Source organism: Streptomyces sp. NPDC051218 (assembly GCF_044455475.1).
Classification (GTDB): domain Bacteria; phylum Actinomycetota; class Actinomycetes; order Streptomycetales; family Streptomycetaceae; genus Streptomyces.
The window spans coordinates 168,043-195,033 of sequence record NZ_JBITEU010000015.1 but is presented as its reverse complement, the minus strand read 5'-3'; the positions used below and the strand labels follow the sequence as shown (position 1 = coordinate 195,033).

Annotated in this window: 25 protein-coding genes; 11 read left to right on the top strand and 14 right to left on the bottom strand. The window is 71.1% G+C overall.

Annotation, left to right across the window (positions count from 1 at the left end; translation table 11 throughout):
• Positions 1-665 precede the first annotated feature (665 nt).
• Positions 666-1,676, top strand: a complete 1,011-nt coding sequence (gene trpS / locus ACIBCK_RS36330; protein WP_399397272.1) for a tryptophan--tRNA ligase — start codon at positions 666-668, stop codon at positions 1,674-1,676.
• A 67-nt stretch (positions 1,677-1,743) separates the two neighbouring features.
• Here the strand turns inward: trpS and proC are convergent, their stop codons facing one another.
• From proC to ACIBCK_RS36305, 5 genes are all read right to left on the bottom strand, one after another.
• Positions 1,744-2,556 (bottom strand): pyrroline-5-carboxylate reductase, encoded by an 813-nt coding sequence (gene proC, locus ACIBCK_RS36325; RefSeq protein WP_399397270.1) that lies wholly within the window; start codon positions 2,554-2,556, stop codon positions 1,744-1,746.
• A 66-nt stretch (positions 2,557-2,622) separates the two neighbouring features.
• On the bottom strand, positions 2,623-3,360 hold the full coding sequence (locus ACIBCK_RS36320) for an ABC transporter permease (RefSeq protein WP_399397269.1): 738 nt from the start codon (positions 3,358-3,360) through the stop codon (positions 2,623-2,625).
• The gene (locus ACIBCK_RS36315; protein WP_399397267.1) at positions 3,357-4,175 is read right to left on the bottom strand and encodes an ABC transporter ATP-binding protein; all 819 of its coding nucleotides are present in this window, start codon (positions 4,173-4,175) and stop codon (positions 3,357-3,359) included. The genes ACIBCK_RS36320 and ACIBCK_RS36315 overlap by 4 nt, the downstream gene beginning before the upstream one ends.
• Before the next feature lie 76 nt (positions 4,176-4,251).
• Positions 4,252-4,488: a hypothetical protein gene (locus ACIBCK_RS36310; RefSeq protein ID WP_399397265.1), complete on the bottom strand. Its 237-nt coding sequence runs from the start codon at positions 4,486-4,488 to the stop codon at positions 4,252-4,254.
• 89 nt (positions 4,489-4,577) lie between these two features.
• Positions 4,578-5,099, bottom strand: coding sequence for an EamA/RhaT family transporter (locus ACIBCK_RS36305; protein ID WP_399397263.1), 522 nt, complete (start codon positions 5,097-5,099; stop codon positions 4,578-4,580).
• A gap of 180 nt (positions 5,100-5,279) precedes the next feature.
• Between ACIBCK_RS36305 and ACIBCK_RS36300 the strand changes: the two genes are divergently transcribed.
• Positions 5,280-7,487 carry a PQQ-binding-like beta-propeller repeat protein gene (locus ACIBCK_RS36300; protein ID WP_399397262.1) on the top strand — a complete coding sequence of 736 codons (2,208 nt, stop codon included), beginning with the start codon at positions 5,280-5,282 and terminating at the stop codon, positions 7,485-7,487.
• Positions 7,488-7,527: 40 nt separating this feature from the next.
• Here the strand turns inward: ACIBCK_RS36300 and ACIBCK_RS36295 are convergent, their stop codons facing one another.
• From ACIBCK_RS36295 to ACIBCK_RS36275, 5 genes are all read right to left on the bottom strand, one after another.
• Positions 7,528-7,821: an SH3 domain-containing protein gene (locus ACIBCK_RS36295; RefSeq protein WP_399397260.1), complete on the bottom strand. Its 294-nt coding sequence runs from the start codon at positions 7,819-7,821 to the stop codon at positions 7,528-7,530.
• Between the two features lie 241 nt (positions 7,822-8,062).
• Positions 8,063-9,916 (bottom strand): dihydroxy-acid dehydratase, encoded by a 1,854-nt coding sequence (ilvD, locus tag ACIBCK_RS36290; protein WP_399397258.1) that lies wholly within the window; start codon positions 9,914-9,916, stop codon positions 8,063-8,065.
• 138 nt (positions 9,917-10,054) lie between these two features.
• Complete coding sequence (locus tag ACIBCK_RS36285) at positions 10,055-10,684, bottom strand: TetR family transcriptional regulator (RefSeq protein ID WP_399397257.1); 630 nt, start codon at positions 10,682-10,684, stop codon at positions 10,055-10,057.
• Complete coding sequence (locus tag ACIBCK_RS36280; RefSeq protein ID WP_399397255.1) at positions 10,681-11,505, bottom strand: sugar phosphate isomerase/epimerase family protein; 825 nt, start codon at positions 11,503-11,505, stop codon at positions 10,681-10,683. Before ACIBCK_RS36280 ends, ACIBCK_RS36285 begins: the two co-directional genes overlap by 4 nt.
• Before the next feature lie 97 nt (positions 11,506-11,602).
• Entirely contained in the window at positions 11,603-12,541 is a 939-nt protein-coding gene (locus ACIBCK_RS36275; RefSeq protein ID WP_399397253.1) for a Ppx/GppA family phosphatase, read from the bottom strand.
• A 71-nt stretch (positions 12,542-12,612) separates the two neighbouring features.
• Here ACIBCK_RS36275 and ACIBCK_RS36270 point away from each other — a divergent pair, with 71 nt between their 5' ends.
• Positions 12,613-13,446, top strand: coding sequence for a hypothetical protein (locus tag ACIBCK_RS36270; RefSeq protein WP_399397251.1), 834 nt, complete (start codon positions 12,613-12,615; stop codon positions 13,444-13,446).
• Between the two features lie 184 nt (positions 13,447-13,630).
• Here ACIBCK_RS36270 and ACIBCK_RS36265 read toward each other — a convergent pair whose 3' ends face one another.
• Positions 13,631-15,331 (bottom strand): hypothetical protein, encoded by a 1,701-nt coding sequence (locus tag ACIBCK_RS36265; RefSeq protein WP_399397249.1) that lies wholly within the window; start codon positions 15,329-15,331, stop codon positions 13,631-13,633.
• Positions 15,332-15,505: 174 nt separating this feature from the next.
• Between ACIBCK_RS36265 and radA the strand changes: the two genes are divergently transcribed.
• Both radA and disA read left to right on the top strand, forming a co-directional pair.
• Positions 15,506-16,915, top strand: a complete 1,410-nt coding sequence (radA, locus tag ACIBCK_RS36260) for a DNA repair protein RadA (RefSeq protein ID WP_367044076.1) — start codon at positions 15,506-15,508, stop codon at positions 16,913-16,915.
• 80 nt (positions 16,916-16,995) lie between these two features.
• Positions 16,996-18,120, top strand: coding sequence for a DNA integrity scanning diadenylate cyclase DisA (gene disA, locus ACIBCK_RS36255; RefSeq protein ID WP_249588570.1), 1,125 nt, complete (start codon positions 16,996-16,998; stop codon positions 18,118-18,120).
• A 53-nt stretch (positions 18,121-18,173) separates the two neighbouring features.
• Here disA and ACIBCK_RS36250 read toward each other — a convergent pair whose 3' ends face one another.
• Positions 18,174-18,992, bottom strand: coding sequence for a hypothetical protein (locus tag ACIBCK_RS36250; RefSeq protein WP_399397246.1), 819 nt, complete (start codon positions 18,990-18,992; stop codon positions 18,174-18,176).
• 185 nt (positions 18,993-19,177) lie between these two features.
• On the opposite strand from ACIBCK_RS36250, the gene ACIBCK_RS36245 reads away from it, so the two are divergent.
• On the top strand, positions 19,178-19,834 hold the full coding sequence (locus ACIBCK_RS36245) for a phosphatase PAP2 family protein (RefSeq protein WP_399397244.1): 657 nt from the start codon (positions 19,178-19,180) through the stop codon (positions 19,832-19,834).
• A 3-nt stretch (positions 19,835-19,837) separates the two neighbouring features.
• On the opposite strand, the gene ACIBCK_RS36240 is transcribed toward ACIBCK_RS36245, so the two are convergent.
• The gene (locus tag ACIBCK_RS36240) at positions 19,838-20,491 is read right to left on the bottom strand and encodes a response regulator (RefSeq protein WP_399397242.1); all 654 of its coding nucleotides are present in this window, start codon (positions 20,489-20,491) and stop codon (positions 19,838-19,840) included.
• A complete protein-coding gene (locus ACIBCK_RS36235; protein WP_399397240.1) occupies positions 20,488-22,008 on the bottom strand; it encodes a sensor histidine kinase in 1,521 nt (506 codons plus the stop codon). The genes ACIBCK_RS36240 and ACIBCK_RS36235 overlap by 4 nt, the downstream gene beginning before the upstream one ends.
• 479 nt (positions 22,009-22,487) lie before the next feature.
• Between ACIBCK_RS36235 and ACIBCK_RS36230 the strand changes: the two genes are divergently transcribed.
• The 5 genes from ACIBCK_RS36230 (at position 22,488) to cseC (ending at position 26,972) form a co-directional block, all read left to right on the top strand.
• Positions 22,488-23,411: an A/G-specific adenine glycosylase gene (locus ACIBCK_RS36230; protein ID WP_399397238.1), complete on the top strand. Its 924-nt coding sequence runs from the start codon at positions 22,488-22,490 to the stop codon at positions 23,409-23,411.
• A 182-nt stretch (positions 23,412-23,593) separates the two neighbouring features.
• A complete protein-coding gene (locus ACIBCK_RS36225; RefSeq protein WP_399397236.1) occupies positions 23,594-24,172 on the top strand; it encodes a SigE family RNA polymerase sigma factor in 579 nt (192 codons plus the stop codon).
• Entirely contained in the window at positions 24,160-24,813 is a 654-nt protein-coding gene (locus ACIBCK_RS36220) for a hypothetical protein (protein WP_399397235.1), read from the top strand. Before ACIBCK_RS36225 ends, ACIBCK_RS36220 begins: the two co-directional genes overlap by 13 nt.
• Positions 24,814-24,822: 9 nt before the next feature.
• Positions 24,823-25,536 (top strand): two-component system response regulator CseB, encoded by a 714-nt coding sequence (gene cseB, locus ACIBCK_RS36215; protein ID WP_399397233.1) that lies wholly within the window; start codon positions 24,823-24,825, stop codon positions 25,534-25,536.
• A gap of 77 nt (positions 25,537-25,613) precedes the next feature.
• The gene (gene cseC, locus ACIBCK_RS36210; protein ID WP_399397231.1) at positions 25,614-26,972 is read left to right on the top strand and encodes a two-component system sensor histidine kinase CseC; all 1,359 of its coding nucleotides are present in this window, start codon (positions 25,614-25,616) and stop codon (positions 26,970-26,972) included.
• The last annotated feature ends 19 nt before the right edge of the window (positions 26,973-26,991 follow it).

Sequence of the window (26,991 nt, the reverse complement as noted above, 5' to 3'; positions counted from 1 at the left end):
GGGCTTTCCTCCGGGCGCTTCCCTTCGGTGTTTCATTTTGTCTTGCTGTCTTGCGTTTCCGACTCTATCAGACTCTTTCGTGTCCGATTTCCTCGGTGCCTTTCCGGTTCCCGCTCCGGCCTTTCGGCTTTCGCGTTTCCCTTTCCGACGAGTCCGACTCTACCAGATCCTTTCGGGCCTGATTCCCAGTCAGCGGGGTTTGTCTTTGCGGCTGTTGGGCCGTTCCGACGAGTGAGACTTTAGCGGAATCCTGGCTCCCGACCTAATCGGGGGCGTCCTTTCGAACGCGGATTCCTCATTTCGCAAAAGCGCATGAAAACGAGCAGACGACGGGGCATCGAAGATGACACGGCATCGATCGTTTGAATGGTTGTGCGGAATGGTTGTTCGGGGACCGACCAGGGGTCGGCGCTCACGCCGGACAACTCGGAGAACACTACGTACGCGGTCTAGGCGTGTCAACCCTGGTACGCGGCCCCCTGCGAGGGCTACCGTTGGGGCCGTGACTACACATGCGCATACCCAGCTGTGGTGGGCCGCCTGACGGCGGCCGTACATGCGCATGTACTCAACGGCTGCCGACCTGGCGGCCGTTTCTTGTTTCTCCCCCTGGAGGACCCGGAGCCCGGTCGTCGGGCCGGCGGGCCTGACCAGGAGGCGGAGAGATGACGAGGATCTTCAGCGGGATCAAGCCGACGGGGCACCTGACCCTGGGGAACTACCTGGGCGCCGTGCGCCAGTGGGCAGAAGTTGATCAGCACCGTGCCGAGTCGCTGTTCAGCGTCGTCGACCTGCACGCCCTGACCGTGGACCACGATCCCGGCCGGGTGCGCAGGCTCAGTCGGCAGGCCGCGACGCTGTTGCTCGCGTCGGGGATCGATCCCGGGCGAGCCACCGTGTTCGTACAGAGTCATGTGGACGAGCACGCCAGGCTGTCGTATCTGCTCGAGTGCGTCGCCACGGACGGCGAGATGCGGCGGATGATCCAGTACAAGGAGAAATCCGTCCTTGAGCGGGCGCGGGGCGGGAGTGTGCGGCTGTCGTTGCTCACCTATCCCGTGCTGATGGCGGCGGACATCCTGGCGTACGGGGCGGACGAGGTGCCGGTCGGGGACGACCAGGTGCAGCACGTCGAGCTCACCCGGGATCTGGCGGTGCGGTTCAACCAGCGGTACGGACACACGTTCGTGGTGCCGCGGGCCACGTATCCCAAGGTGGGGGCGAGGGTCATGGATCTGCAGGACCCGGCGTCGAAGATGGGGAAGTCCGGCGATGCGGGGGCCGGGATCGTCTATCTCCTGGACGAGCCGGACGTCGTGCGGAAGAAGATCATGCGCGCTGTCACGGACAGCGGGAGCGAGGTCGAGTACGACCGCGAGGCCAAGCCCGGGATCGCGAACCTGCTGGAGATCCTTGCGGCCTGTGAGGGTGGGAACCCGGAGGGCTTGAGCGGTGTATATGAAACGTACGGGGCTTTGAAGAAGGACACCGCTGACGCCGTGGTGGAGCTCTTGAGGCCCCTGCAGGAGAAGCACAAGGAGCTGGTTGCGGATCCCGCGTATGTGGAGGAGGTGTTGCGACGGGGGGCCGAGCGGGCGAGGGCGATGGCCAGGCCGACGGTGGACACCGCCTATCGCGCGATCGGGCTGCTGCCGCCGGTGGGCGTAGCGCTGTAGGGGCGTGCAGCGCTCGGGGTGTGCGGGGCCGCGTCCGGGCGCGGCCCCGGGCCCCTGTGCTCGGCGGTCAGTTGGTGTTGCCGGAGGCCAGTGCGCGGCTGCGGTCGCGGGCGGCTTCGAGGGCGGCGATGAGGGCTGCTCGTACGCCGTGGTTCTCCAGTTCGCGGATGGCACTGATGGTGGTGCCGGCAGGGGAGGTGACGTTCTCGCGGAGCTTGACCGGGTGTTCGCCGCTGTCGCGGAGCATCACGGCGGCGCCGATCGCGGCCTGGACGATGAGGTCGTGGGCCTTGTCGCGGGGCAGGCCGAGGAGGATGCCGGCGTCGGTCATGGCTTCGACCAAGTAGAAGAAGTACGCCGGGCCCGAGCCGGAGAGGGCCGTGCAGGCGTCCTGCTGGGTCTCGGGGACGCGCAGGGTCTTGCCGACGGCGCCGAAGATCTCCTCGGCGTGGGCGAGGTGGGCGGCGGTGGCCCGGCTGCCCGCGGAGATGACGGACATGCCTTCGTCCACGAGGACCGGGGTGTTGGGCATGACGCGGACGACGGGGGTGCCTTCGGCGAGGTGCTCCTCGATGAAGGAGGTGGTGATGCCGGCGGCGGCGCTGATGACCAGGCGATCGGGGGTGATGTGCGGTGCGAGTTCTTCGAGGAGGCGGCCCATGTCCTGCGGCTTGACGGCGAGGATGAGGGTGTCGGCCTGCTTGGCGGCCTCGGCGTTGCTCACGGGGTCGACGCCGTAGCGGGTGCGGAGTTCGGCGGCGCGTTCGGAGCGGCGGGTGGTGACCAGGAGGTCGGCGGGGGCCCAGCCGGCCCTGATCATTCCGCTGAGGAGGGCTTCGCCGATCTTGCCGGTGCCGAGGACTGCGACGGGCTGGGGCATGTGTGGGTCACCCTCCGGGTGCGGGTCAGCGGGTCGTTCTCTCCCGGTCATCCTCGCACTGGTGGGTCAGGCCGTGCGGCGACGGAGGGTGGCGGCGCCCAGGGCGAGGACGAGCATGGCGCAGCCCGCGACGACGACGGCGTCGCGCACGAAGTCGCCGGTGACGGAGGAGTGGCGGAGGACTTCGTTCATGCCGTCCACGGCGTACGACATGGGGAGGACGTTCGAGATCGCTTCGAGGACCGGCTGCATCGTGTCGCGCGGGGTGAACAGGCCGCAGAGGAGGAGCTGGGGGAAGATCACGGCCGGCATGAACTGGACGGCCTGGAACTCGGATGCCGCGAAGGCGGAGACGAAGAGGCCGAGTGCCGTGCCGAGCAGGGCGTCGAGGAGGGCGACGAGGAGCAGCAGCCAGGCGGAGCCGGTGACGTCGAGGCCGAGGGCCCACAGGGCGAGGCCGGTGGCGAGGAGGGACTGGATGGCGGCGAGGAATCCGAAAGCGAGGGCGTAGCCCGCGATGAGGTCGCCCTTGGCCAGGGGCATGGCGAGGAGGCGTTCCAGGGTGCCTGATGTCCGTTCGCGGAGGGTGGCGATGGAGGTCACCAGGAACATCGTGATGAGGGGGAAGATGCCGAGGAGTGAGGCGCCGATGGAGTCGAAGGTCTGCGGGTTGCCGTCGAACACGTAGCGCAGGAGGAGCAGCATCACGCAGGGGACGATCAGCATCATTGCGATGGAGCGGGGGTCGTGGCGGAGCTGTCGCAGGACACGGGCCGCGGTGGCGAGGGTGCGGTAGGTGTTCATCGGCTGCTCCTGGTGGGGGCGGTGCTCTCGGTGGGGGTGATGGTGTCGGGGGTTTTCTGGGTGCCTGCTGCCTCGTCGACCAGGTGGAGGAAGGCGGCTTCGACGGTGTCGGTGGCGGTGCGGGTGCGCAGGGCCTGAGGGGTCTCGTCGGCGAGAAGTTCGCCTTCGCGCATCAGGAGGAGGCGGTGGCAGCGTTCGGCCTCGTCCATGACGTGTGAGGAGACGAGGATCGTGGTGCCTCGGTCGGTGGCGATGGCGTGGAAGAGGTTCCACAGGTCGCGGCGGAGTACGGGGTCGAGGCCGACGGTGGGTTCGTCGAGCACGAGGAGTTCCGGGGCGCCGAGGAGGGCCACCGCCAGGGAGACGCGGCTGCGCTGGCCGCCGGAGAGGTTGCCCGCGAGGGCGTCGGCGTGGGTTGTCAGGTCGACGTCCTCGATGGCCTGGGTGACGTGCTCGTGCCGGCGGTGGGCGGCGGGGCCTCGGCCGGGGTCGAGGACGGCGGCGAAGTAGTCCAGGTTCTGGCGGACGGTGAGGTCGTCGTAGACGGAGGGGTTCTGGGTGACGTAGCCGATGCGGGAGCGGAGGGCGGGGGCGCCGGCCGGCTGGTCGAGGACCTTCAGGGTGCCGGTGACTTTGGCCTGGGTGCCGACTGTCGCGCGCATCAGGGTGGATTTGCCGCAGCCCGAGGGGCCCAGGAGGCCGGTGATCTGCCCTTTCGGGACGGTGAAGTCCAGGCCTCGGAGGACTGTGCGGGGGCCTCGAACGACGGTCAGATCCCTCGCCTCGATGGCGGGCGACTCCTCGTTATTCATCATGTGATGATTATTGCGCCTCGGAAGCCCGGGGCGTCAAGGTCGAGGGTGGGCCGCGCCTCCCCGGCCGGGGCCGCTGCTACCGCGAGGGGCGCAGGTTGCGTACGGCCGTGAGGTCCACGGCGTATGCCTCCTCCACCGTCCCGTCCGGGAAGAGGTCGAGCAGATGCGCGCGCTCGGCCGCGAGGATCGGCGCGGACTCGTCCGGGCCGAGGGCGGGGCGGGAGGGTGCCGGGGTGTGGATCCGGGTGGGCGTTTGCGGCCGGGCCTGGAGCCGCGTTTGTGGCCTGCGGCTGCGCAATGACCGACCGCGCATGATCCGCTTGTGCTCGGGCGGCTCCTGGAAGTCCCCCGTGTGCGTCGCACGGGTGCGCGCTGGCCGGGAGCGCGTCGGGCTGACGGGGGTCAGCGGGTCTTCTTTTTGCGGGAAGGGTTACCCGTGCGGCGGGATGTGCGGTTTTTGTACTGTTCGCGGGACGTCTCGTACTCCTCGCGGTGGAGTTGTTCGCCGGGGGCCTCGGTGAGGCTGCGGAAGAAGTACGCCAGGAAGACGCCCACGAAGCCGATCGTCATGAGGCCGCGCATCGACGACTGGGATGCCGGGTCGTGGCGGCGGGTGAAGCCCTCCCATGTGCGACGGAAGGCGATCGCGCTGCAGATCGAGAACATGATGAGGACGAGGAAGTTCACGAACGACCCCACGTCCGCGATCGCCATGCCCTCGTACGCGAAACGCAGTACGAAGCAGCCGGCCGCCGCGGCGAGCAGCGATCCCACCGCGACACCCGCGCGGCGCGCGCCGTAGCCGTTGTCGTGGGCGACCCAGGTCGTGCCGAAGAAGCGGAGGGGCTCGGGCTGCGGGCCGGGGGCCGTCGCCGCGGACGGGGAGGTCGCGGGGGTCGCGGGGGTGCTGGAATCTGCGCTCACCCTTCGAGTATCGCCCGGGACGGCCGCGGCGCGGCGACGCAGGGCGGGCACACAGGGCGGGCGAGCCCTATTCGTCCCCCGCCTTGCCCTGCCGTACCACTCGGCGGCTAGTTTGTGGGGCAGGACAAGTGAACGGGCCCATGCGAGAACCGGTGCACGCGGGACGGGAGGTCGGGGAGAGTGTCGCTCCGCGGAGGTGATCCAGCCGAGATCGGCGGCTACCCGCTAGAGGCACGCCTCGGCTCGGGCGGCATGGGCACGGTCTATCTGGCGCGTACGGCGTCGGGGCGGCCCGTGGCGATCAAGCTGATCCACCAGCAGTTCGCGGGGGACGAGGAGTTCCGTATCCGCTTCCGGCAGGAGGTGGCGGCGGCGCGGCGGGTGAGCGGCGCGTTCACCGCTGCCGTGGTCGACGCCGATCCGGAGGCCGAGCACCCGTGGATGGCGACGGCCTATATAGAGGGGCACACGCTCGCCCAGCAGATCGCCAAGACGGGCCCGCTGGCGGGCGCGGAGCTGCGCACGCTGGCCATCGGTCTGACGGAGGCGCTGCGTGACATCCACCGCGTGGGCGTCGTGCACCGTGATCTGAAGCCCTCGAACGTGGTGCTCTCGCCCGAGGGGCCGCGCGTCATCGACTTCGGCATCTCGCGCGCCGCGGACCAGCAGACGCTGACGATGACGGGGCGGGTCATCGGTACGCCGCCGTTCATGTCGCCGGAGCAGTTGCAGGCGCCGCGCGGCGTCGGGCCGCGGTCCGACGTCTTCTCGCTGGGCACGCTGCTGGTGTACGCGGCGACGGGGCAGGGGCCGTTCGACGCGGACAGCCCGTATATGACGGCCTATCAAGTGGTCCATGAAGCGCCGGAATTGGACGCCGTCCCCGCCGCCCTGCGTGCCGTGGTCGAACCCTGCCTCGACAAGGACCCCGACGCGCGCCCTTCGGCCGACCAGCTTCTTGAGCGGCTGCGGGACCTGCCGAACGAGATGGGGGACGCGGCGGGGCTGCGGGGCAGTCGCACTCGGGACGTCGATACGCAGCATCATCAGGGGTCGTCGCTCGGGGGCGGGGCCGCGGACGGCCCCGCCAACAGCCCGCGACCGCACCGCCGTTGGCGTCCCGCGCTCGCCGCCGCCGTCGCCGTCGCCGCCCTCGGCGGTGGGATCGCGGCCCTCCAGCTCGGCTCATCCGACTCATCCGCCGGAGACAGCGGCGAGGACGGCAAGGACCGCACGGCCGCCGCCGCCGAGGCGCCCCTGCCCGACGGCTTCCGGCCCTGGCGCACCACCGTGCCCAACGACAAGGGCATCCCGGACGAGGTGCGTTGCGTGCCGCGCGGGGACGCGTTGTTCTGCGGGGGCGGCGGAGTCGTCGCGACCCGGCTGCGGATCTCCGACGGCAAGGAGATCTGGAAGGTGAAGAGCCCCGGCGTGCCCATGCAGGGCATGCACATCGCGGGGGTCACGGACGACACCGTCCTCGGCTACCGCATCCCGGACGACGTGGCGTCATCCGGGAAGCCGGTCCAGCTGGTGGCCCTGGACGCACGGACCAGCAAGGAACTGTGGTCGCGGCCGATCAGCGGGCAGTCCCAGATCTACACCGGGCGGTCGCAGGACGCGGTCGTCTCCGGCTCCACGGTCCTGTCGGTCGAGCCGGGCCGTAAGCGGGTCGAGGCCAGGGACGCGCACAGCGGGCGCATGCTCTGGTCGACGCCGGTGCCCGCGGGCTCGGAGTGCACGCCGGTCCCGGCGGGGCAGCGGATGTACGCGATGTGCGCGCCGGTCGCCCAGGTCGCGAACATCGAGGTGCGCAATCCTGTGCTCCACACCCTCGATCTCAAGTCGGGGACGTTGGGCAAGGGCATCCCCGTCGCGGGGCCCGTGCATCCGGTGGGTGGTGGGACCGGGGGTGGGCTCGTCCTTCTTCACCAGCGGCTGAAGGGGCCCGAGTTCCTCGGGTACGACAAGGCGCTGCGGGTCGATCCGGGCAGCGGGCGGGTCTCGACCCGGCCGTTGCGGACGACGTACAACGCCACGCCCGGCACCGCCGACGGCACGGTCTACTTCGCGGAGCCGACCGGGCGGATCAGTGCGGTGGATCCCGCCACCGGGCGGCAGAAGTGGTCACGGCAGACGGGCGTCGAAGGGGCCTCGGGGCCGACGGCGAGCGGCGGTGTCCTCTACTTCAGCTCGCCCAGCGGGCGCGTGGTCGCCCTCTCGCCGCGGGGCAAGGTCCTGTGGAGCACGAATCCTCGGGCCGAGGGGCTTGGCGGTGAGGTGAACGCGAGTCCGCGGGTCGCTGTCTCGGGGCAGGTGATCTTCGTGGCGGCGGCGAAGAACACGGTGTTCTCGTTCGATGCGGGGAAGCCGCCGAAGTCCGGGTGAACTGCGGCGGCTTCGGCTTCCTCTCGTCGCGTGCGGTGGATCAGCAGCGCGGGGCCACGTAGCCGTCGCTGCCTGTGCGGACGTACGTGTCGGAGACGTAGCGGCCGCTGCCGATGCGGTCCCAGAGCTTTGATGTGCCGGTCGGGCCCGTGACCTTCTCGCCCGGCTTCTGGCACTGGATCGTCACTCGGGTTCCTGCCGAGAGGCGGCCTACCTTGCCGTACGAAGTGCCTGGGCCCGAGCGGACGTTGACGTCTGCTGCGAGGGCGTACGTTCTTGCCGCCGTGGCTTCGATTGCCTCTGCGGATTCCGGCGCGATGACGTTCTCGCTCATGCTTCTCTCCCCCGTGGAGCGGCGGGCTGGGCCGCCTGCCGCGTTTGCTTACAGGGGTGGACGCGTGGGGGTGGCGGGGCGGTTGCGGGGTGTGGGGGTTGGGGACTTTTCCTTCCCCAACCCCGCCCCTTCCCGAAAACCCGCTCTGGCGCGGGGGCCTTGGCCGCCGCGATGCACCGGCTCCGCCGAGTTCGTCCTCAAACGCCGGACGGGCTGAGATACCCCCTCGGCAGGCAAGTGCCTAGCCCAGCTTCGACACGTCCCGGACCGCGCCGCGGTCCGCGCTGGTGGCCATGGCTGCGTAGGCCCGCAGCGCTGCCGAGACCTTGCGTTCCCGGGACTTGGGGGCGTAGACGCCGCCCAGGGCCTCGCGGCGGGCCGTCAGTTCCGCTTCCGGGACCAGGAGTTCGATGCCGCGGTTCGGGATGTCGATGCGGATGCGGTCGCCGTCCTCGACCAGGGCGATCGTGCCGCCGGACGCCGCCTCGGGCGACGCGTGGCCGATCGACAGGCCCGAAGTGCCGCCGGAGAAGCGGCCGTCCGTGACCAGGGCGCAGGACTTGCCGAGGCCGCGGCCCTTCAGGAAGGACGTGGGGTAGAGCATCTCCTGCATGCCGGGGCCGCCCTTGGGGCCCTCGTAGCGGATGACGACCACGTCACCCGGCTTCACCTGCTTCTTGAGGATCTTGTCGACCGCTTCTTCCTGCGACTCGCAGACCACCGCCGGGCCCTCGAACGTCCAGATCGACTCGTCGACGCCCGCCGTCTTCACGACGCAGCCGTCCTCCGCGAGGTTGCCCTTGAGGACCGCGAGGCCGCCGTCCTTCGAGTACGCGTGGGCCGCGTCCCTGATGCAGCCGCCCGCGGCGTCCGTGTCCAGGGTGTCCCAGCGCTTCGACTGGGAGAAGGCCGTGGCCGAGCGCTCGCAGCCCGGAGCCGCGTACCAGAGGTCGACCGCCTCGTCCGACGGCGAACCGCCGCGGACGTCCCAGGTGCCCAGCCACTCCTTGATGGACTTGGAGTGGACCGTGTGCACGTCCTCGTTCAGGAGGCCCGCGCGGTACAGCTCGCCGAGCAGCGCGGGGATGCCGCCCGCGCGGTGCACGTCCTCCATGTAGTACGTGCCGCCGGGCGCCACGTTCGGGGCGACCTTGGCCAGGCAGGGCACGCGGCGCGAGACCTCGTCCATGTCGGCGAGGCCGTAGTCGAGCTCGGCCTCCTGCGCGGCGGCCAGCAGGTGCAGGATCGTGTTCGTGGAGCCGCCCATGGAGATGTCCAGGGCCATGGCGTTGTCGAAGGCCGCGCGCGTGGCGATGTTGCGCGGCAGGACCGACTCGTCGTCACCGTCGTAGTACCGCTTGGCGATCTCGACGACCGTCGCGCCCGCCCGCTCGTACAGCGCCTTGCGGCCGGTGTGGGTGGCGAGCATCGAGCCGTTGCCGGGCAGGGAGAGGCCGATGGCCTCGGTCAGGCAGTTCATGGAGTTGGCGGTGAACATGCCGGAACAGCTGCCGCAGGTCGGGCAGGCGTTCTCCTCGATACGGAGGATGTCCTCGTCCGAGACGCTCTCGTCGACCGCGTCGCTGATCGCGTTGACCAGGTCGAGTTTTCGGACCGTTCCGTCGACCAGGGTGGCCTTGCCGGCCTCCATCGGGCCGCCGGAGACGAAGACCGTCGGGATGTTGAGGCGCAGGGCCGCGTTCAGCATGCCGGGGGTGATCTTGTCGCAGTTGGAGATGCAGATCAGCGCGTCCGCGCAGTGCGCCTCCACCATGTACTCCACCGAGTCCGCGATCAGGTCGCGGGAGGGCAGGGAGTACAGCATGCCGCCGTGGCCCATCGCGATGCCGTCGTCGACCGCGATGGTGTTGAACTCGCGCGGGATGGCGCCCGCGGCGACGATCGCCTCGGAGACGATCCGGCCGACCGGCTGCAGGTGGGTGTGGCCCGGCACGAACTCGGTGAACGAGTTGGCGACGGCGATGATCGGCTTACGCCCGATGTCCGCGCCGGGTACACCGGAGGCGCGCATAAGGGCGCGTGCGCCCGCCATGTTGCGGCCGTGGGTGACTGTGCGGGACCTGAGCTCGGGCATCGTCGCTCGCTCCTTCAGAGATCGGGAGAGACATAAGGATCGACTGTTCTCGAGCGTACGCCGCCACTCCACGATCTGGACAGGCTGTCCGAATAGCGGGACAGCTGTCTCGGTGAGCGGGCCCGTGGAGAAGCGTGCTCAGGGGCCCGTCAGGTGCCCCTGCACCACCGGCGCGATCCGCGCGATGATCGCCTCCGGGTCCGCCGACGCGAGCGGCTCGACCTGGATGACGTAGCGCAGCATCGCCGTTCCCACCAGCTGCGCGGCCGCCAGTTCCGCCCGCAGCTCCGCGTCCGGTCCGCCGATACGGCTCGCCATCCTGCCCAGCAGCTGCGTCGCGATGAGGCGGCGGAAGACGGCCGCCGCCGTGTCGTTGTTCACCGCCGAGCGGACGATCGCGAGGAGCGGTACACGGGTCGCGGGGTTCTCCCAGACGCCGAAGATGAAGCGGGTCAGGCGCTCTCCGACGCCGTCGAGCGGGCCTTCCTCGATCGCGGCGGGCGCTTCGAGCGCGGGCGCGAAGGCCTCCTCGATCGCCGAGGCGAAGACCTGCTCCTTCGTGCCGAAGTAGTGGTGCACGAGTGCCGGGTCCACCCCGGCGGCCTTGGCGATCCCGCGCACGGACGTCTTCTCATACCCCCGTGCGGAGAACTCGGTGCGGGCCGCCTCCAGGATGCGGTCCCGCGTCGCGGGGCCCTTCGCCGACTGCGTACGGGAGGGACGCCCCCTGCGGCGCGGAGCCGCGCCGTCCGCTGCCGGAGCCGTCACGAGCGGGGCACCTGCACCGCGGACGCCAGATGCAGCCGCGTGAAGGCGAGGGCCTCGGCCAGGTCGGCCTCCCGCTCGGCGCTTGACATCGCGCGGCGGGTGTTGACCTCGATGACGACGTGCCCGTCGTACCCGCTCGTCGCGAGGCGCTCCAGGAGTTCGGCGCACGGCTGCGTGCCGCGGCCCGGCACCAGGTGCTCGTCCTTGGCGGAGCCCTTGCCGTCGGCGAGGTGTACGTGGCCGAGGCGGTCGCCCATGCGGTCGATCATCTGCATCGCGTCCGCGCGGGCGGTCGCGGTGTGGCTGAGGTCGACCGTGAAGTGGCGGTAGTCGTCCTTGGTGACGTCCCAGTCGGGGGCGTAGGCGAGCATTTCGCGGTCGCGGTAGCGCCAGGGGTACATGTTTTCGACGGCGAACCGGACGTCGGTCTCGTCCGCCATCCGCCAGATTCCGTCGACGAAGGCGTTCGCGTACCCACGCTGCCAGCGGAAGGGCGGGTGCACGACGACGGTCGACGCGCCCAGCTTCTCGGCTGCCGACTGCGCGCGCTGGAGCTTGACCCAGGGGTCCGTGGACCACACGCGCTGTGTGATCAGGAGACATGGCGCGTGCACGGCGAGGATCGGGATCTGGTGGTAGTCGCTGAGTCTGCGCAGGGCTTCGATGTCCTGACTGACGGGATCCGTCCAGACCATGACCTCGACACCGTCGTAGCCGAGGCGCGCGGCGATCTCGAAGGCCGTCGCCGTCGACTCCGGATAGACCGAGGCCGTCGACAGGGCGACCTTCGCATCCGGGATGCGCACCACTGGTTCTGCCACGAGGGACAGCGTACGGGCCGCGCCCGCACGCGGGGGAGGTGGTCCGGGTGGTCTCCCGCACACTCTCCCGCGCACCCGGGCCGTGTGTGACGTACGTCTACGCCCCGGTCGACGGCAGGTGGTCGAGCCTGCGCAGGATCACGCCCTCGCGCAGCGCCCACGGGCAGATCTCCAGCGTCTCGACCCCGAAGAGGTCCATCGCGCCCTCGGCGACGAGCGCCCCGGCGAGCAGCTGTCCGGCCCGCCCCTCGGAGACTCCGGGCAGCTCGGAGCGCTCGGCCGCCGTCATCGCGGCCAGCTGCGGGACCCAGTCCTCCAGGGATTTGCGCTTCAGCTCGCGCTGGACGTAGAGGCCATCGGCGGAGCGTGCGGCGCCCGCGAGCCTGGCCAGCTGCTTGAACGTCTTCGACGTCGCGACGACGTGGTCCGGGGCGCCGAAGCGGGTGAACTCCCCGACCGTGCGGGCGATCTGGGCGCGCGCGTGCCGCCGCAGCGCCTTCACGTCGGCGGGGTCCGGCGGGTCGTGGCGGAACCAGGCGGAGGTCAGCCGGCCGGCGCCGAGCGGCAGGCTGACGGCCGCGTCCGGCTCCTCGTCGATTCCGTACGCGATCTCGAGCGAGCCCCCGCCGATGTCGATGACCAGGAGCTTTCCCGCCGACCAGCCGAACCAGCGGCGGGCCGCGAGGAAGGTGAGGCGGGCTTCCTCGGCGCCGGTGAGGACCTGGAGGTCGACGCCGGTCTCCTCCCTGACGCGGGCGAGGACCTGATCGGCGTTGCTCGCCTCGCGTACGGCGGAGGTCGCGAACGGCAGCAGATCCTCCACGCCCTTGTCCTCCGCGGCCTCCATCGCGTCGCGGACGGTGCCGACCAGGCGGTCGACGCCCTCGGGGCCGATCGCCCCGGCCTCGTCGAGGAGTTGGGCCAGGCGCAGGTCCGCCTTGTGCGAGTACGCGGGCAGCGGGCGCGCGCCGGGGTGGGCGTCCACCACCAGCAGGTGCACCGTGTTCGAACCAACGTCGAGGACACCGAGTCTCATATACGGAACGCTACTGCGCGTCCGGCGCTCACTGGTGCTCGGACCGGGTACAGCGCGCATACCCTGGAGACGTGCCAAAGACGAAAAAGGCGAAGACCGACAAAACGAATTCGAAGAAGAAGTCAGGGAAGCCGGCGAAGGTGCTGACGTCGCCGCCGGACGAGAAGGGGCTCGACTTCGCCCGCGCCTGGGTGGAGTTCCCTGATCCCGCGGACGACGAGCAGGTCTTCCGCTGCGATCTGACATGGCTGACCTCTCGGTGGAGCTGCATCTTCGGCAGTGGCTGCCAGGGCATCCAGGCGGGCCGGGCGGACGACGGCTGCTGCACGCTGGGCGCGCACTTCTCGGACGAGGACGACGAGAAGCGGGTCGCCGAGTCCGTGGCGCGGCTCACACCGGACATCTGGCAGCACCACGACATCGGCACGGTGAGCGGGTGGGTGTCGACGGACGACGACGGCGAGCGCCAGACCCGGCCGTACAACGGCTCGTGCATCTTCCAGAACCGCCCCGGTTTCGCCGGGGGCATGGGGTGCTCGCTGCACATCCTGGCGCTGAAGGAGGGGCGTGAGCCGCTTGAGACGAAGCCGGACGTCTGCTGGCAGTTGCCGGTCCGCCGGACGTACGAGTGGATCGACCGGCCCGATGACACGCGCATCCTCCAGGTGTCGATCGGGGAGTACGACCGGCGGGGCTGGGGCCCCGGCGGCCACGACCTGCACTGGTGGTGCACGTCGGCGACGTCGGCGCACGGCGCCGGTGACCCGGTGTACGTCTCCTACCGCCCCGAGCTGACGGAGCTGATGGGCAAGGAGGGCTACGACCGGCTCGCGGAGCTGTGCGAGGAGCGACTTGCGTCGCAGCTGCCTTTGTTTGCGCCGCATCCGGCGGATCCTTCGCGGTAGACAGGATTTGTCCCCAACCCCGCCCCTTCCCGAAAACCCGCTGCGCGGGGGCGTCCTCAAACGCCGGACGGCTGAAGATTCAGCCCGTCCGGCGTTTGAGGACGAACTTGGCGGAGCCGGTGGTGACGGCATCCAAGGCCCCCGCGCCGAGCGGGTTTTCGGGAAGGGGCGGGGTTGGGGAGAATCAGCCCTCGCTCGGGCTCGGGTCGCCGCTGTCGCTCGGCGGGGGCGATGACTCCTCCGGTTCCGACGGCGTGGGCGTCGGGGTAGGGGTCGGATCCGACGGCGTCGGCGTGGGTGTCGGGTCCGGGGTCGTCGGGGTCGGTTTTGGCTTGGGGGGGATCGGGGTCGGGCGGGGGCCCGGATGGGTCGGGCGGCCCGAACCGCTGCCGTAACCGCCGATCGAGATGATCGCCCCCGCGGGCGCGACGGAGACCCGGGCGCTCCAGTGGCCCGCCGGCTCCCGCTCGTGGTCGACGTACACCCGGATCGTGAACGTCTCCCCCGGCGCGAGCGTCCCGGACGACCGGCTCAGGTAGAGCCAGGAGGCCCCGGTGCTCGCCGACCAGTGGACCGGCTCGCCCCCTGACGCGGTGAGCGTGATCAGCGTCGTGCCACCGCTCGGCTGCGCCGCGACGGTGAGGCGGCCGGCGCCGGTTCCCGAGCGTGACGGGGACGAACCGGCGCTGATGACCTCCACGGAGACGTCCGGTGAGCGGCTGCCCGCGGTGAAGCGGGGGTCGGGCGGCGTGTGGGCATTGCCCGCGTTCTCGTAGTCCTCGCGCCTGCGGTCGCCGTTCAGCCCGTCGGCCCCGGCCTCGCTCGCGCTGACCGAGCGGCCGTCCTGGCCCTCGCCGGTGAGCGGCGCCCCTCGATACGCCGCCCAGAGCGCGAGCACGGGCGCGGCCACCACGGTGGCGACGACCGTCGTCGTGACGGCACGCGCGCGCATGCGGTCGCGGCGGGCCGCGTGGTCCTTGGGGTCCATCGGAAATCCGTGCCGGTCGAAGCGCGGACCGCCGGCCCGCGCGCGCGGGACGTGCGCCATCGCCACGTGCACGGCGGCCCGCGGGGCCTCGATGACCGGGAGCGCGGCCGGGGAGGCGGCCGTGCCCGGCCAGGCCCCCGACCCGGCGCGCTCGGCGGTGCGGCGGCAGCGCGGGCAGTCGTCGACGTGCCGGACGAGTTCGCGGCGCAGGGCCGTGCCGAGGAGGAGTTGGTTGTCGCCGGTGAGGCGGGCGACGATCGGGCAGGTGCCGGTCTCCACGACGGCGAGCGCGGCCCGGGTGCGTTCCACCTCGCAGGCGGCGGTGGCGAGGAGGTCGCGGGTCTTCACGAGGTCCATGCCGATGACCGCGGCGACTTCCTTGGGGGTGAGCTGGTGGCGTACGGCGAGCTCCAGGGCCTCGCGCTGTTCGGGCGTCGTCCCCGCGGCCTCCGGCCAGGCCAGCTGGGCGAGTTCGCGGCGCCGCTGCCGCTCCGCCTCGTCCGGAAGCGTGTCCGAATCGTCCGCCTTCGGGGTGCGAGGAGCCGCTCCGGAGGCGTGTGCGCCGCCGCCCTGCCGCTTGCGCTTGGCGTCGGCGAGGGCGCGCAGGCAGACCCAGCGGGCGAGTGCGTAGAGCCAGGACTTCAGTTCGGCCTCGGTTTCGGGGCCGCGGGAGCCGCGGCGCTCGGCGATGGCGAGGACGTCGCCCAGGGCTGCGGTCGCGGCGTCGTGATCGCAGAGCACGGACAGGCAGTACGTGAACAGGCCGTCCAGGCAAGGCTCATAGCGTGCGGGGGGCGCCTGCGGCACCGAGCGGGGCACTACGCGCTGGCGCGCGTCACGATGCGCCCGGTGTGCGCCGGTTGCTTGGGTGGGGGTCTCCGGGCTGCTGCTCATCACCCGTGCGAAGTTAGGCGGATGATGCCGGGTCCCTCTTCCCCCTTGAGCACATTTAATCCTTACGGGTGAACAGATCCCTCAAAAGGGGACAGGAACCCATGATTACGTGACGCACGCCCGGAGCGATCCGGATCGCGTGCGCCGCTGTCAGTGCCGCCCGCTACGGTTCGGTTCATGGCCACCCGTACGAAGTCCGGCAAAGACCGGCCGTCCTATCGCTGCACCGAGTGCGGCTGGCAGACGGCCAAGTGGCTCGGCCGCTGCCCCGAGTGCCAGGCCTGGGGGACGGTCGAGGAGTACGGCGCGCCCGCCGTCCGCACCACCGCCCCCGGCCGCGTCACCTCATCCGCCCTGCCCATCGGCGAGGTCGACGGCCGCCAGGCCACCGCTCGCACCACCGGAGTCGCCGAGTTCGACCGCGTCCTCGGCGGCGGCCTCGTCCCCGGCGCCGTGGCGCTGCTCGCGGGCGAGCCGGGCGTCGGCAAGTCGACGCTGCTCCTGGACGTCGCGGCGAAGTCGGCGAGCGAGGAACACCGCACGCTCTATGTCACCGGCGAGGAGTCCGCGAGCCAGGTCCGGCTGCGCGCCGACCGCATCAAGGCGATCCACGACCACCTCTATCTGGCGGCGGAGACCGATCTCGCCGCCGTTCTGGGCCACTTGGACGCGGTGAAGCCGTCCCTCCTGATCCTCGACTCGGTCCAGACGATCGCCTCCCCGGAGATCGACGGGGCGCCGGGCGGCGTGGCGCAGGTCCGCGAGGTGGCGGGCGCGCTGATCCGCGCCTCCAAGGAGCGCGGTATGGCCACGCTCCTGGTCGGCCATGTCACCAAGGACGGCGCCATCGCGGGCCCCCGCCTCCTCGAGCACCTCGTGGACGTCGTCCTGTCCTTCGAGGGCGACCGGCACGCGCGCCTGCGCCTCGTCCGCGGCGTCAAGAACCGGTACGGGACGACGGACGAGGTCGGCTGCTTCGAGCTGCACGACGAGGGCATCACCGGCCTCACCGACCCCAGCGGTCTCTTCCTCACCCGCCGCACGGAGCCCGTCCCCGGCACCTGTCTGACGGTCACACTCGAAGGCCGCCGCCCCCTGGTGGCCGAGGTCCAGGCGCTCACCGTCGACTCCCAGATCCCCTCCCCGCGGCGTACGACATCCGGGCTCGAAACCTCCCGCGTCTCGATGATGCTGGCGGTCCTCGAGCAGCGGGGCCGCATCACCGCGCTCGGCAAGCGCGACATCTACAGCGCGACGGTCGGCGGCGTGAAGCTCTCCGAGCCGGCCGCCGACCTCGCGATCGCCCTCGCCCTGGCCAGCGCGGCGAGCGACACCCCGCTGCCGAAAAATCTCGTCGCGATCGGCGAAGTGGGCCTCGCGGGCGAGGTCAGACGGGTCACGGGAGTCCAGCGCAGGCTGGCCGAAGCACACCGTCTGGGCTTCACGCACGCCCTCGTCCCGGCCGACCCCGGCAAGGTCCCGCCCGGTATGAAGGTCACCGAAGTCGCCGACATGGGGGACGCGCTGCGAGTCCTTCCGAGGTCGCGTCGCAGAGAGGCCCCACGGGAGGACGAAGAGCGCCGGTAGACTTTGCCCTGGTCTCGCCCGTCCGTACGAAGCAGTCGTACGGACCGGGGCTTGGACAAACCCGCGACCCGAGGAGTGCAGTGGCAGCCAACGACCGGGCGTCAGCTCCCGGCAAGCCCGGCGGAAGCTCCGGTGCCGAAGGGCTGATGCGCGCCTCTCTGAGCGCGGTCGCGCCCGGCACCGGCCTGCGCGACGGACTGGAGCGCATCCTCCGCGGCAACACCGGAGGGCTCATCGTCCTCGGCTGGGACAAGACCGTCGAATCGATGTGTACGGGCGGATTCATCCTGGATGTCGAGTTCACGGCGACACGGCTGCGCGAGCTGTGCAAGCTCGACGGCGGCATCGTCGTCGACAAGGACATCACCAAGATTCTGCGCGCGGGCGTGCAGCTCGTCCCCGACCCGACGATCCCCACGGAGGAGACGGGCACCCGGCACCGCACCGCGGACCGCGTGTCCAAGCAGGTGGGCTTCCCCATCGTCTCGGTCTCCCAGTCGATGCGCCTCATCGCGCTCTACGTGGACGGACAGCGCAAGGTCCTCGAGGACTCGGCGGCGATCCTGTCCCGCGCGAACCAGGCCCTCGCGACCCTGGAGCGGTACAAGCTGCGCCTGGACGAGGTGGCGGGCACGCTCTCCGCCCTGGAGATCGAGGACTTGGTGACGGTCCGCGATGTCACGGCGGTCGCCCAGCGCCTGGAGATGGTGCGGCGCATCGCCACGGAAATCGCCGAGTACGTGGTGGAGCTGGGCACGGACGGCCGGCTTCTCGCCCTCCAGCTGGACGAGTTGATCGCGGGCGTCGAGCCCGAACGCGAACTGGTCGTCAGGGACTACGTTCCCGAGCCGACGGCCAAGCGCTCCCGCACGGTCGAGGAGGCGCTCTTCGAGCTGGACGCGCTGAGCCATGCGGAGCTGCTCGAACTGCCCACCGTGGCACGGGCGTTGGGTTACACCGGCTCTCCGGAAGCGCTGGACTCCGCCGTCTCGCCGCGGGGCTTCCGGCTGCTCGCCAAGGTGCCGCGTCTTCCCGGCGCGATCATCGACCGGCTCGTGGAGCACTTCGGGGGGCTGCAGAAGCTTCTCGCTGCGAGCGTCGACGACTTGCAGACCGTGGACGGGGTCGGGGAAGCGCGGGCCCGGAGTGTGCGCGAGGGGCTCTCACGGCTTGCCGAGTCTTCGATTCTGGAGCGGTACGTCTAGCGAGTGCTGCTGAGTGGGTGGGGGTTTCTTGCCCACCCACCGGCACTCAGCCGTCAGCTGTCCTCCAGGACGAACGACGTCTTCACCGACCCGAGGCCGGGAGACTTGGCCTCGACGAGATACGTACCGGGGGACGCGCTTCCCGCCGAAGGCGTCGCGCAGTTCGGCTCGCTCCCCCGGCGGTCCCACTCCACGGTGTGCGTGACGCGCCCGTCGCCCGGCACCCGCAGCAACAGGCTCCCGCCACCGGCGGGGCAGTCCGCGGAGGACCAGATCTCCTTGTCGCCGTCGGCCTGAGTGATCGTCAACACCGTCTTCTTGGCGCCGAGATCGACCTTGCAGGCCTTGCCTGCGCTGTTCTGGGCGACGAGTTCGAACTTCGGCTTCTCGCCGATCTCGTACCGGTTATGGACGCTGCGCAGCTTCAACTTCACGTCTCCGCTCACGCAGTTGGGCAGGCTCGACCCGGCGGGCAGTTGTCCGCCCGATCCGCCGCCGCCCTTGGCGCCGTCGTCCGAGCCGCTGCCGTCACCGCCACCGGAGTCGCCCGAGCCGTCGGCCCCCTCGGAATCACCGGAGCCACCCCCGGAGCCTCCCGAGCCGGAGTCGCCGTCGCCGTCGTCGCCCGACTCGTCGCGCCCGCCCGGGTTTTCACTGATGGCGGGCCCCGAACTGGAAGGTCCGGGAGTGATGGACGTGGCGGGGCCGGAGCCCGAAGGGCCGTCGGCGCCGTCGTTCGTGCCCCCACCGCCCATGGTGAGCACCCACACGACCAGGAGCGCCATCAGCCCGATCAAGGACAGCAGAACGGCCCTCCGACGCCAGTAGATGGTGGAGGGAAGCGGCCCGACAGGATTGCGCAGAGATCCCACGGCCCAAACCTTACGAGACATCCGCGCCTTGTCCTGCCCCACCCGCCGCCCGGAGTCACAAAGTTTACGGATCATCATCACGGAACGATTGATTCCGCTTTCCGCACCCCTGTCTTTCGTCAGGGGGTGTGACGGGACGATCGCCGGGTGTGACGATTCGGACCCACTCCGTACCGTCCGTAATCATGGACACCATGGACGACGATCTCTATCGCGATGTCACCGACTTCGCCCACGACACCCCTACCTGGTTCCAGCATCTCGCCGAGGTGTGGACGGAACTCGGACTGCTGCTCTTCGGCGTGCTCTTCATCGTCGCCTGGTGGCGGGCACGGCGCGGCGACCCGCGCGCCCTCGCGATAGCTGTTCTCGCGCCCCTGGCCACGGCGGTCGCCTACGTCTGCAGCGAGATGCTCAAGTCCGCGGTCGACGAGGAGCGTCCCTGCCGGGCCGTCGCCGGCGCGGTCACCTCCATCGTCGAGTGCCCGGCGTACGGCGACTGGTCCTTCCCCAGCAACCACTCGACGATCGCGGGCGCCGCCGCCGTCGGCCTCGCGCTCGCCTGGCCGCGGATCGCGGCCCTGACGCTGCCGATGGCCGTACTCATGGCGTTCTCACGGGTGTTCGTGGGCGTGCACTACCCGCACGACGTGGCGGTGGGCCTGCTCCTCGGCGCCGCGCTCGCCTTCCTCCTCGTACGTATGGCAACGCGCCCTGTCGGGCGGGTGGTCGAGGCGATGCGCGGGTCGTCGACGGGCGTCGTCAGGTGGTTCGCGGGGCCGGGAAGCCCGACGCCGGAGCACTCGACATCGCACCGGCGGCCCGCGACACATCGCCGCTGAGTCTCAGAGCCGCACAAGTCCCGCCTCGTAGGCGACGATCGCCGCCTGAACGCGGTTCTTGACCCCGAGCCGGTCGAGAACCGCGCTGACGTACGCCTTGACCGTGCCTTCGACCAGGTGGAGCCGGGCGGCGATCTCCGGGTTGGAGAGCCCCAGCCCGACAAGCCCGAGCACTTCGCGCTCGCGCGGGGTGAGGACCGCGGTCCTCGCGCGGGCGTCGGCGCCGCGGACCGTGCGCTGCGCGCCATAGCCGTCGATGACGTGACGGGCCACCTTGGGCGAGAGGAAGGCGGCGCCGCTCGCCACCGCGCGTACGCCCGCGATGAGTTCGTGGGGGTCACCGGACTTCAGGAGGAAGCCGGTGGCTCCGCCGCTCAGCGCTCGCGCGACGTACGCGTCCTCGGAGAACGTCGTCAGCATCGCGACGGCGGTGCCGGGCAGCGTCCGTACGATCTCCTCGCCCGCCGCAAGGCCGTCGAGGCGCGGCATGCGGATGTCGAGCAGAGCGACGTCCGGCCGGTGGGCCTGGGCGAGCGACACGGCTTCTCTCCCGTCGCCCGCCTCGGCGACGACCTCGACGTCGTCGCCCGCGGCGAGGATCGCGCGGACGCCCGCACGGATCATGGCCTCGTCGTCGGCCAGCAGTACGCGGATCACCGCACCCTCTCCTTCTCGCGCAGGGCCCCCGCTGTGGGGATCACACTCTTCTCCACGAGGGCCCCGTCCCTGAAGCAGACCCTGAAGTGCCGGACGGTGACGAAGAGTTCACCGCTGGCGCGGTAGTAGCGGCAGTCGGCGCCCGGGGGTGGCGGGGTCGGTGCGCGCTCCTCGGGCGGGTCGGTCGCGACTCTGCCGGGCAGCAGCCGTTCGGCGTCGGTCTGCGCCTGGCCTTCCTTCAGGCGGGCGAAGTCGGCCGGTTCGAGGACCGCGTTCGACCGTGAGTACGCGTACCAGGCGAAGGCGCCGCCGACCAGCAGGGCCCCGGTGGCCAGGGCGGCGCCGAAGGCCAGCAGGGTCCGCCTGCGGGCGTACGCGGGGCCGGGCGCGGGGTGCCGTGGCGGCGGGTCCGGGGTGGCGACAGCCGCGGGGAGCCGTGCGAGGACCCGGAAGCCGTCGCCGTGAGGCTCCGCTTCGAGGGTGCCGCCGAGGTCCTCGACCCTGGCCCGCAGGCCTACGAGGCCGGAGCCTGCGCCGGGGCCCGAACCCGGCCGCCGGGCGGGCCCGTTGGTGACGACGACAGCCGCTTTCCCCATCTCCACGGTGATGGGTGCGCCGGGGGCGTGTCTGGCGGCGTTGGTCAGGGCTTCCTGGACGATGCGGTAGACGGTGCGGCCGTTCTCCCCTTCTGCTTCGGGTTCGGGTTCCGCTTCGGGTTCTGCTTCGGACCCGGTCAATTCCGTACGCGGGCCCTCACCCCCCGCGATGTACCGGACCGGCAGCCCCGAGTCGGCGGCCCGCTCCACGAGGGCGCGCACGCTTTCGCCCGCCGGGGCGAGGGGCGCGGCCTCGTCGCCCTCTTCCCTGAGCAGCCCGATGATCTCGTGCAGCCGGTCCGTGGCGTCCGACGCGGCGACGCGCAGGTCGGTCACGGCGCCGCGGTGCCGTTCCGGCAGATCGGCGGCCACTTGGAGGGCGCCTGCCCGCAGCGCGATGAGGCTCAGCTCGTGTCCGAGGGAGTCGTGCATGTCCTGGGCGATCCTGGCGCGTTCGCGCAGCCTGGCCCGGTCGGCGACGATGCGCTGCTCGCGCTCCAGTTGGGCGGCGCGGGTCCATCCCGCGGCGGCCAGTTCGCGGCCCTGGCGGAGGTACCGGCCGGCGAGCCAGGGGAAGACGGCGCCGAAGAGGAGGGTGCCCGTCAGGACGAGCCACTCCACCACGGGGTCGACGTCGCGTACGGCGATTTTGGCGGTGCCGATGAGGGCGGTCGCGCCGAAGGCGAGGAGGGCGGGCTTCACGCGGGGGGCTTTGCGCCCCATGAGCAGGGCGAAGGTTGCCAGGGCGGGGCCGTACGTGAGGGTGAAGAGGGAGGGGGCCGCGGTGAGCCCCAGGGCTGCGGCCGCCGCGAAGGCTGCCGGGGGCCATCTGCGCCAGGTGGCTGCGGCCAGCCCCAGGACGACGATCCCGGCGGCCCTTTGCCACGCTGCCCGCGGCTCGTCCAGCCCCAGCTGGTCCACGCTCAACGCGGGTATGACCAGGGCTCCCCAAAGCAGGCCATCCCGCCTCCATGCACTCTCCACCCCCTGGACGCTACTGCCCCTCCCCCGGAAGGCACCCCTGCCGATCGTCATGCCTTGCCCCCCAACTTCGGCCCCCGCAAAGCTCTCCCACCCACCCGCCCGATTGCCCCGGGTCAGAGGGGGATGGGCCGGGGTGGGTGGGCAGTCCGCGGGCCCGGGGTGGGTGGGCCACCCGCCCCCATCCCGCAGTCGGCAGCGGACGCGAGGGGACGTGCCGGTATGTCTGCCCGGAGCACGGCTCGCGGCACTCCGGAGCCGAAGCAACCCCGCGGCCACCGGACGATAGCGAGGACGGACATACCGGCGCGGCCCCGCACCCACAGACGGGCAAGATCCGCAGCCCCCGAAGGGAAACGGAGTTGAGAAGGCCCCGCCTGGCCCGTCGGTCGGTGGGCCCGTGGCAGGATCGTCTTGCCATGACTGCGCCCACGAAGCCCATGCCAATGTCAGACAGCCCCGAGCCCGCCGGCGAGGCCCTGCACGGTCCCGTCATCGCCTGGTTCGACGCCCACGCCCGTGATCTGCCGTGGCGGCGGCCCGACGCCGGGTCCTGGGGCGTGATGGTCAGTGAGTTCATGCTGCAGCAGACGCCCGTAAGCCGCGTCCTGCCCGTGTACGAGCAGTGGATCGCCCGCTGGCCCCGCCCCGCCGACCTCGCCAAGGAAGCCCCTGGAGAAGCCGTGCGCGCCTGGGGGCGCCTCGGCTACCCCCGCCGGGCGCTCCGCCTGCACGGCGCCGCCGTCGCCATAACGGAACGGCACGGCGGCGACGTACCGACCAAGCACGCGCAGCTGCTCGCGCTGCCCGGCATCGGCGAGTACACCGCCGCGGCCGTGGCGTCGTTCGCGTACGGGCAGCGGCACGCCGTCCTCGACACGAACGTGCGCCGGGTCTTCGCGCGTGCCGTGACCGGCGTCCAGTACCCCCCGAACGCCACCACCGCCGCCGAGCGCAAGCTCGCCCGCGCCCTCCTGCCCGAGGACGAGCGCACGGCGTCCCGCTGGGCCGCCGCCTCCATGGAGCTCGGCGCCCTCGTCTGCACCGCCAAGAACGAGAGCTGTGGACGATGCCCCATCGCGCAGCAGTGCGCGTGGCAGACGGCCGGGAAACCCGCGCACGTAGGTCCGGCCCGCCGGGGCCAGACCTACGCGGGAACGGACCGCCAGGTCCGCGGCAAGCTGCTCGCGGTGCTTCGTGAGGCCGTCGCTCCCGTGCCGCAGTCGGCCCTGGACCGCGTGTGGGACGAGCCCGTGCAGCGGGCCCGCGCGCTGGACGGGCTCGTCGCCGACGGGCTCGTCGAACCGCTCCCCGATGGGCTCTACCGCCTGCCTCTCACCTGAGAGAAGGCGGTAGACCACCACGAAACGCCCCCCGCTTTACGCCCCGCCTACTTCTGTTACACAACCGACGGAAGGCCGTGCGCCCCCCGGCGGCTGCTCCGCACAGCCTCGTGACAACGCCTCCGTAACTTCATAGCCGTACCGCACAAGCAGCGGTGGTCGGTGAACGGAGGCGGTTGGGTATGGCGCACGGCGAGGTGCTCGAGTTCGAAGAGTACGTCCGCACTCGGCAGGACGCCCTGCTGCGCAGTGCCCGGCGCCTGGTCCCCGACCCCGTCGACGCCCAGGACCTGCTGCAGACCGCGCTCGTGCGGACGTACGGCCGCTGGGACGGCATAGCCGACAAGCGGCTCGCGGACGCCTATCTGCGCCGCGTCATGATCAACACGCGTACGGAGTGGTGGCGGGCCCGCAAACTCGAAGAGGTCCCCACCGAGCAGATGCCCGACGCCCGCGTGGAGGACTCCACGGAACAGCACGCCGACCGCGCCCTCCTGATGGACATCATGAAGGTGCTCGCCCCCAAGCAGCGCAGCGTCGTCGTGCTGCGACACTGGGAGCAGATGTCCACGGAGGAGACGGCCGCGGCACTCGGCATGTCCGCGGGGACGGTCAAGAGCACCCTGCACCGCGCGCTCGCGCGGCTCCGCCAGGAGCTGGAGAGCCGGGACCGCGAGGGCCAGGGCCGCGAGATCCGGGACCGCGAGGAGCCCGCCATCGGCGCGCTCGAACGTGAGGAGCGGGAGCGTTGCGCGGCCTAAGCACCCAGGCTGGCAGGACGATCAGGGCGGGGAGTGCGGCGGTGGTCGCGCTCGCCGCCATCGCCCTTTTCCTCACCGCCTGCTCGACCGGCGGTTCCGGCGCCCGCGACGAGGGCCCCGGCAACCGGGGCGAGACGGTGATGACTCCCTCGCCCTCCCCGACGCCGTCGACGACGTCCGCGCCCCCGCCGCCCTCCACCGGCGAGGCCGTGCGGCTCGTCAAGGACGACCCGAAGGTGAGCCGGACGGTCAAACGCGACCTGAAGCCCTGCGTCGGCGACGACTACCCCGTCGACGTCAGTTACGGCAACCTGACCGGAGGAGCCGGTTCCGATGTCGTGGTGAACATCATGACCTGCAGCGATGCCGTCGGGACCAGCAGTTACGTGTATCGCGCCGAAGGCAAGAAGTACGAGAATGTCTTCCAGGACGAGGAGCCACCCGTCTACGCGGAGATCGACCGGGGCGACCTGGTGGTGACCAAGCAGGTGTACGAGAAGGGTGACCCGGTGTCGTATCCGTCCGGCGAGGAAGTCATCACGTACCGCTGGTCCTCGAACCACTTCACCGAGACGGACCGCACCCGCAGTCACTACAGCAGCGCGGCCGGCGGCGACGCACCCGCTCCGACGGAGAACTGAGAGCACCCGATGGCAGAGCACACCCATGTCCTGTTCGTCGAGGACGACGACGTCATCCGCGAGGCGACGCAGCTCGCCCTCGAACGGGACGGCTTCGTCGTCACCGCGATGCCCGACGGTCTGCAGGGCCTTGAGGCCTTCCGCGCCGACCGTCCCGACATCGCGTTGCTCGACGTGATGGTGCCGGGCCTGGACGGCGTCTCGCTGTGCCGCCGCATCCGCGACGAGTCGACGGTCCCGGTGATCATGCTCTCGGCGCGTGCCGACTCCATCGACGTCGTGCTCGGCCTGGAGGCCGGGGCCGACGACTACGTGACCAAGCCCTTCGACGGCGCCGTCCTGGTGGCCAGGATCCGCGCCGTCCTTCGCCGCTTCGGGCACGCGAGCGGCCCCGAGTCGGGGGCGCCCGCCTCCGCCGACGGCGGTTCGCCGGACGGCGGTGTGCTGCACTTCGGCGACCTGGAGATCGACACGGAGGGCATGGAGGTCCGCAAGGACGGCGTCCCGGTGGCCCTGACGCCGACCGAGATGCGCCTGCTCCTCGAGTTCTCCTCCGCGCCCGGCACGGTCCTCTCCCGCGACAAGCTCCTGGAGCGCGTGTGGGACTACGGCTGGGGCGGTGACACCCGCGTCGTCGACGTCCATGTGCAGCGGCTGCGCACGAAGGTCGGCCAGGACCGGATCGAGACGGTCCGCGGCTTCGGCTACAAGCTCAAGGCGTGAGCCCACGACATGGCTGAAGCACCGGTTGAAGTACCGGCTGAAGCAACGAACGGTCCGGCGCGTCTCGGGGGACACATATGAGCAGGGGGACCATGGCCTCGCTGCGCGCGAAGCTGGCCTCCGGCCTGCGCACCGGCGTGCGCTGGAAGATCAGCGCGGCGATCGCGCTGGTCGGCGCGCTCGTCGCGGTGGCGCTGAGCCTGGTCGTGCACAACGCGGCGCGCGTCTCGATGCTCGACAACGCGCGCGACGTGCAGGACGAGCGGATTCTGTACGCCCAGCGGATCTACGAGACGTCCGGGCGCACGGGCCAGTTCGGCATGAAGATCGACGACCCGGAGATGCCCAAGGACCTCCTGGCGAAGGTGCTCACCGGGCGCCGCGCGACCTACGTGGAGGACCACGACGGCGGTGTGCCGGACATCTGGGCGGCGGTCCCGCTCAGCGACGGCCACATCCTGTCGCTGCACACCCGCTTCACCGACCGCAGCGCCACCGTCATGAAGGACCTCGACCAGGCCCTGGTCATCGGCTCCATCTCCGTGGTCTTCGGCGGCTGCGCGCTCGGCGTGCTCATCGGCGGCCAGCTCTCGCGACGCCTGCGCAAGGCGGCGACGGCGGCGCAGGAGGTCGCGCAGGGGCAGACGGACGTGAGCGTACGAGATGCCATCGGCGGCGTCGTACGCGATGAGACCGATGACCTCGCGCGGTCGGTGGACGCGATGGCGGACGCGCTCAAGCAGCGCCTCGAAGCCGAGCGCCGCGTGACGGCGGACATCGCGCACGAGCTGCGTACGCCGGTGACCGGCCTGCTCACGGCGGCCGAACTGCTTCCCCCCGGCCGCCCGACCGAGCTGGTCAGGGACCGGGCGCAGGCGATGCGCACGCTCGTCGAGGACGTGCTCGAAGTGGCCCGTCTGGACAGCGCTGCCGAGCGGGCCGAGTTGCAGGACCTGATGCTCGGCGAGTTCGTGACGCGGCGCATCGCGGTCCTCGACTCGGACGTGAGCGTGACGGTGGTGCACGAATCGGAGGTGACCACCGATCCGCGCCGCCTCGAGCGCATCCTGGGCAACCTCCTCGCCAACGCGGCCAAGCACGGGAAGCCGCCGGTCGAGGTCAGCGTCGAGGGCCGCGTGGTGCGGGTCCGCGACCACGGCCCCGGTTTCCCCGCGGGGCTCCTGGACGAGGGGCCGAGCCGCTTCCGCACCGGCAGCACGGACCGCGCGGGCGTCGGCCACGGCCTGGGCCTGACGATCGCCGCGGGGCAGGCGCGGGTGCTCGGCGCGAGGCTCACCTTCCGCAACGTAACTCCTGCGGGCGCGGGCCCGGAGGACCCGGCGGAGGGCGCGGTGGCAGTCCTCTGGCTGCCGGAACACGCCCCGACGAGCACGGGCAGCTTCCCGATCCTGCGGCTGCCGGACAAGTACAAGTAGCGGCGCCGAGCAGCACCGA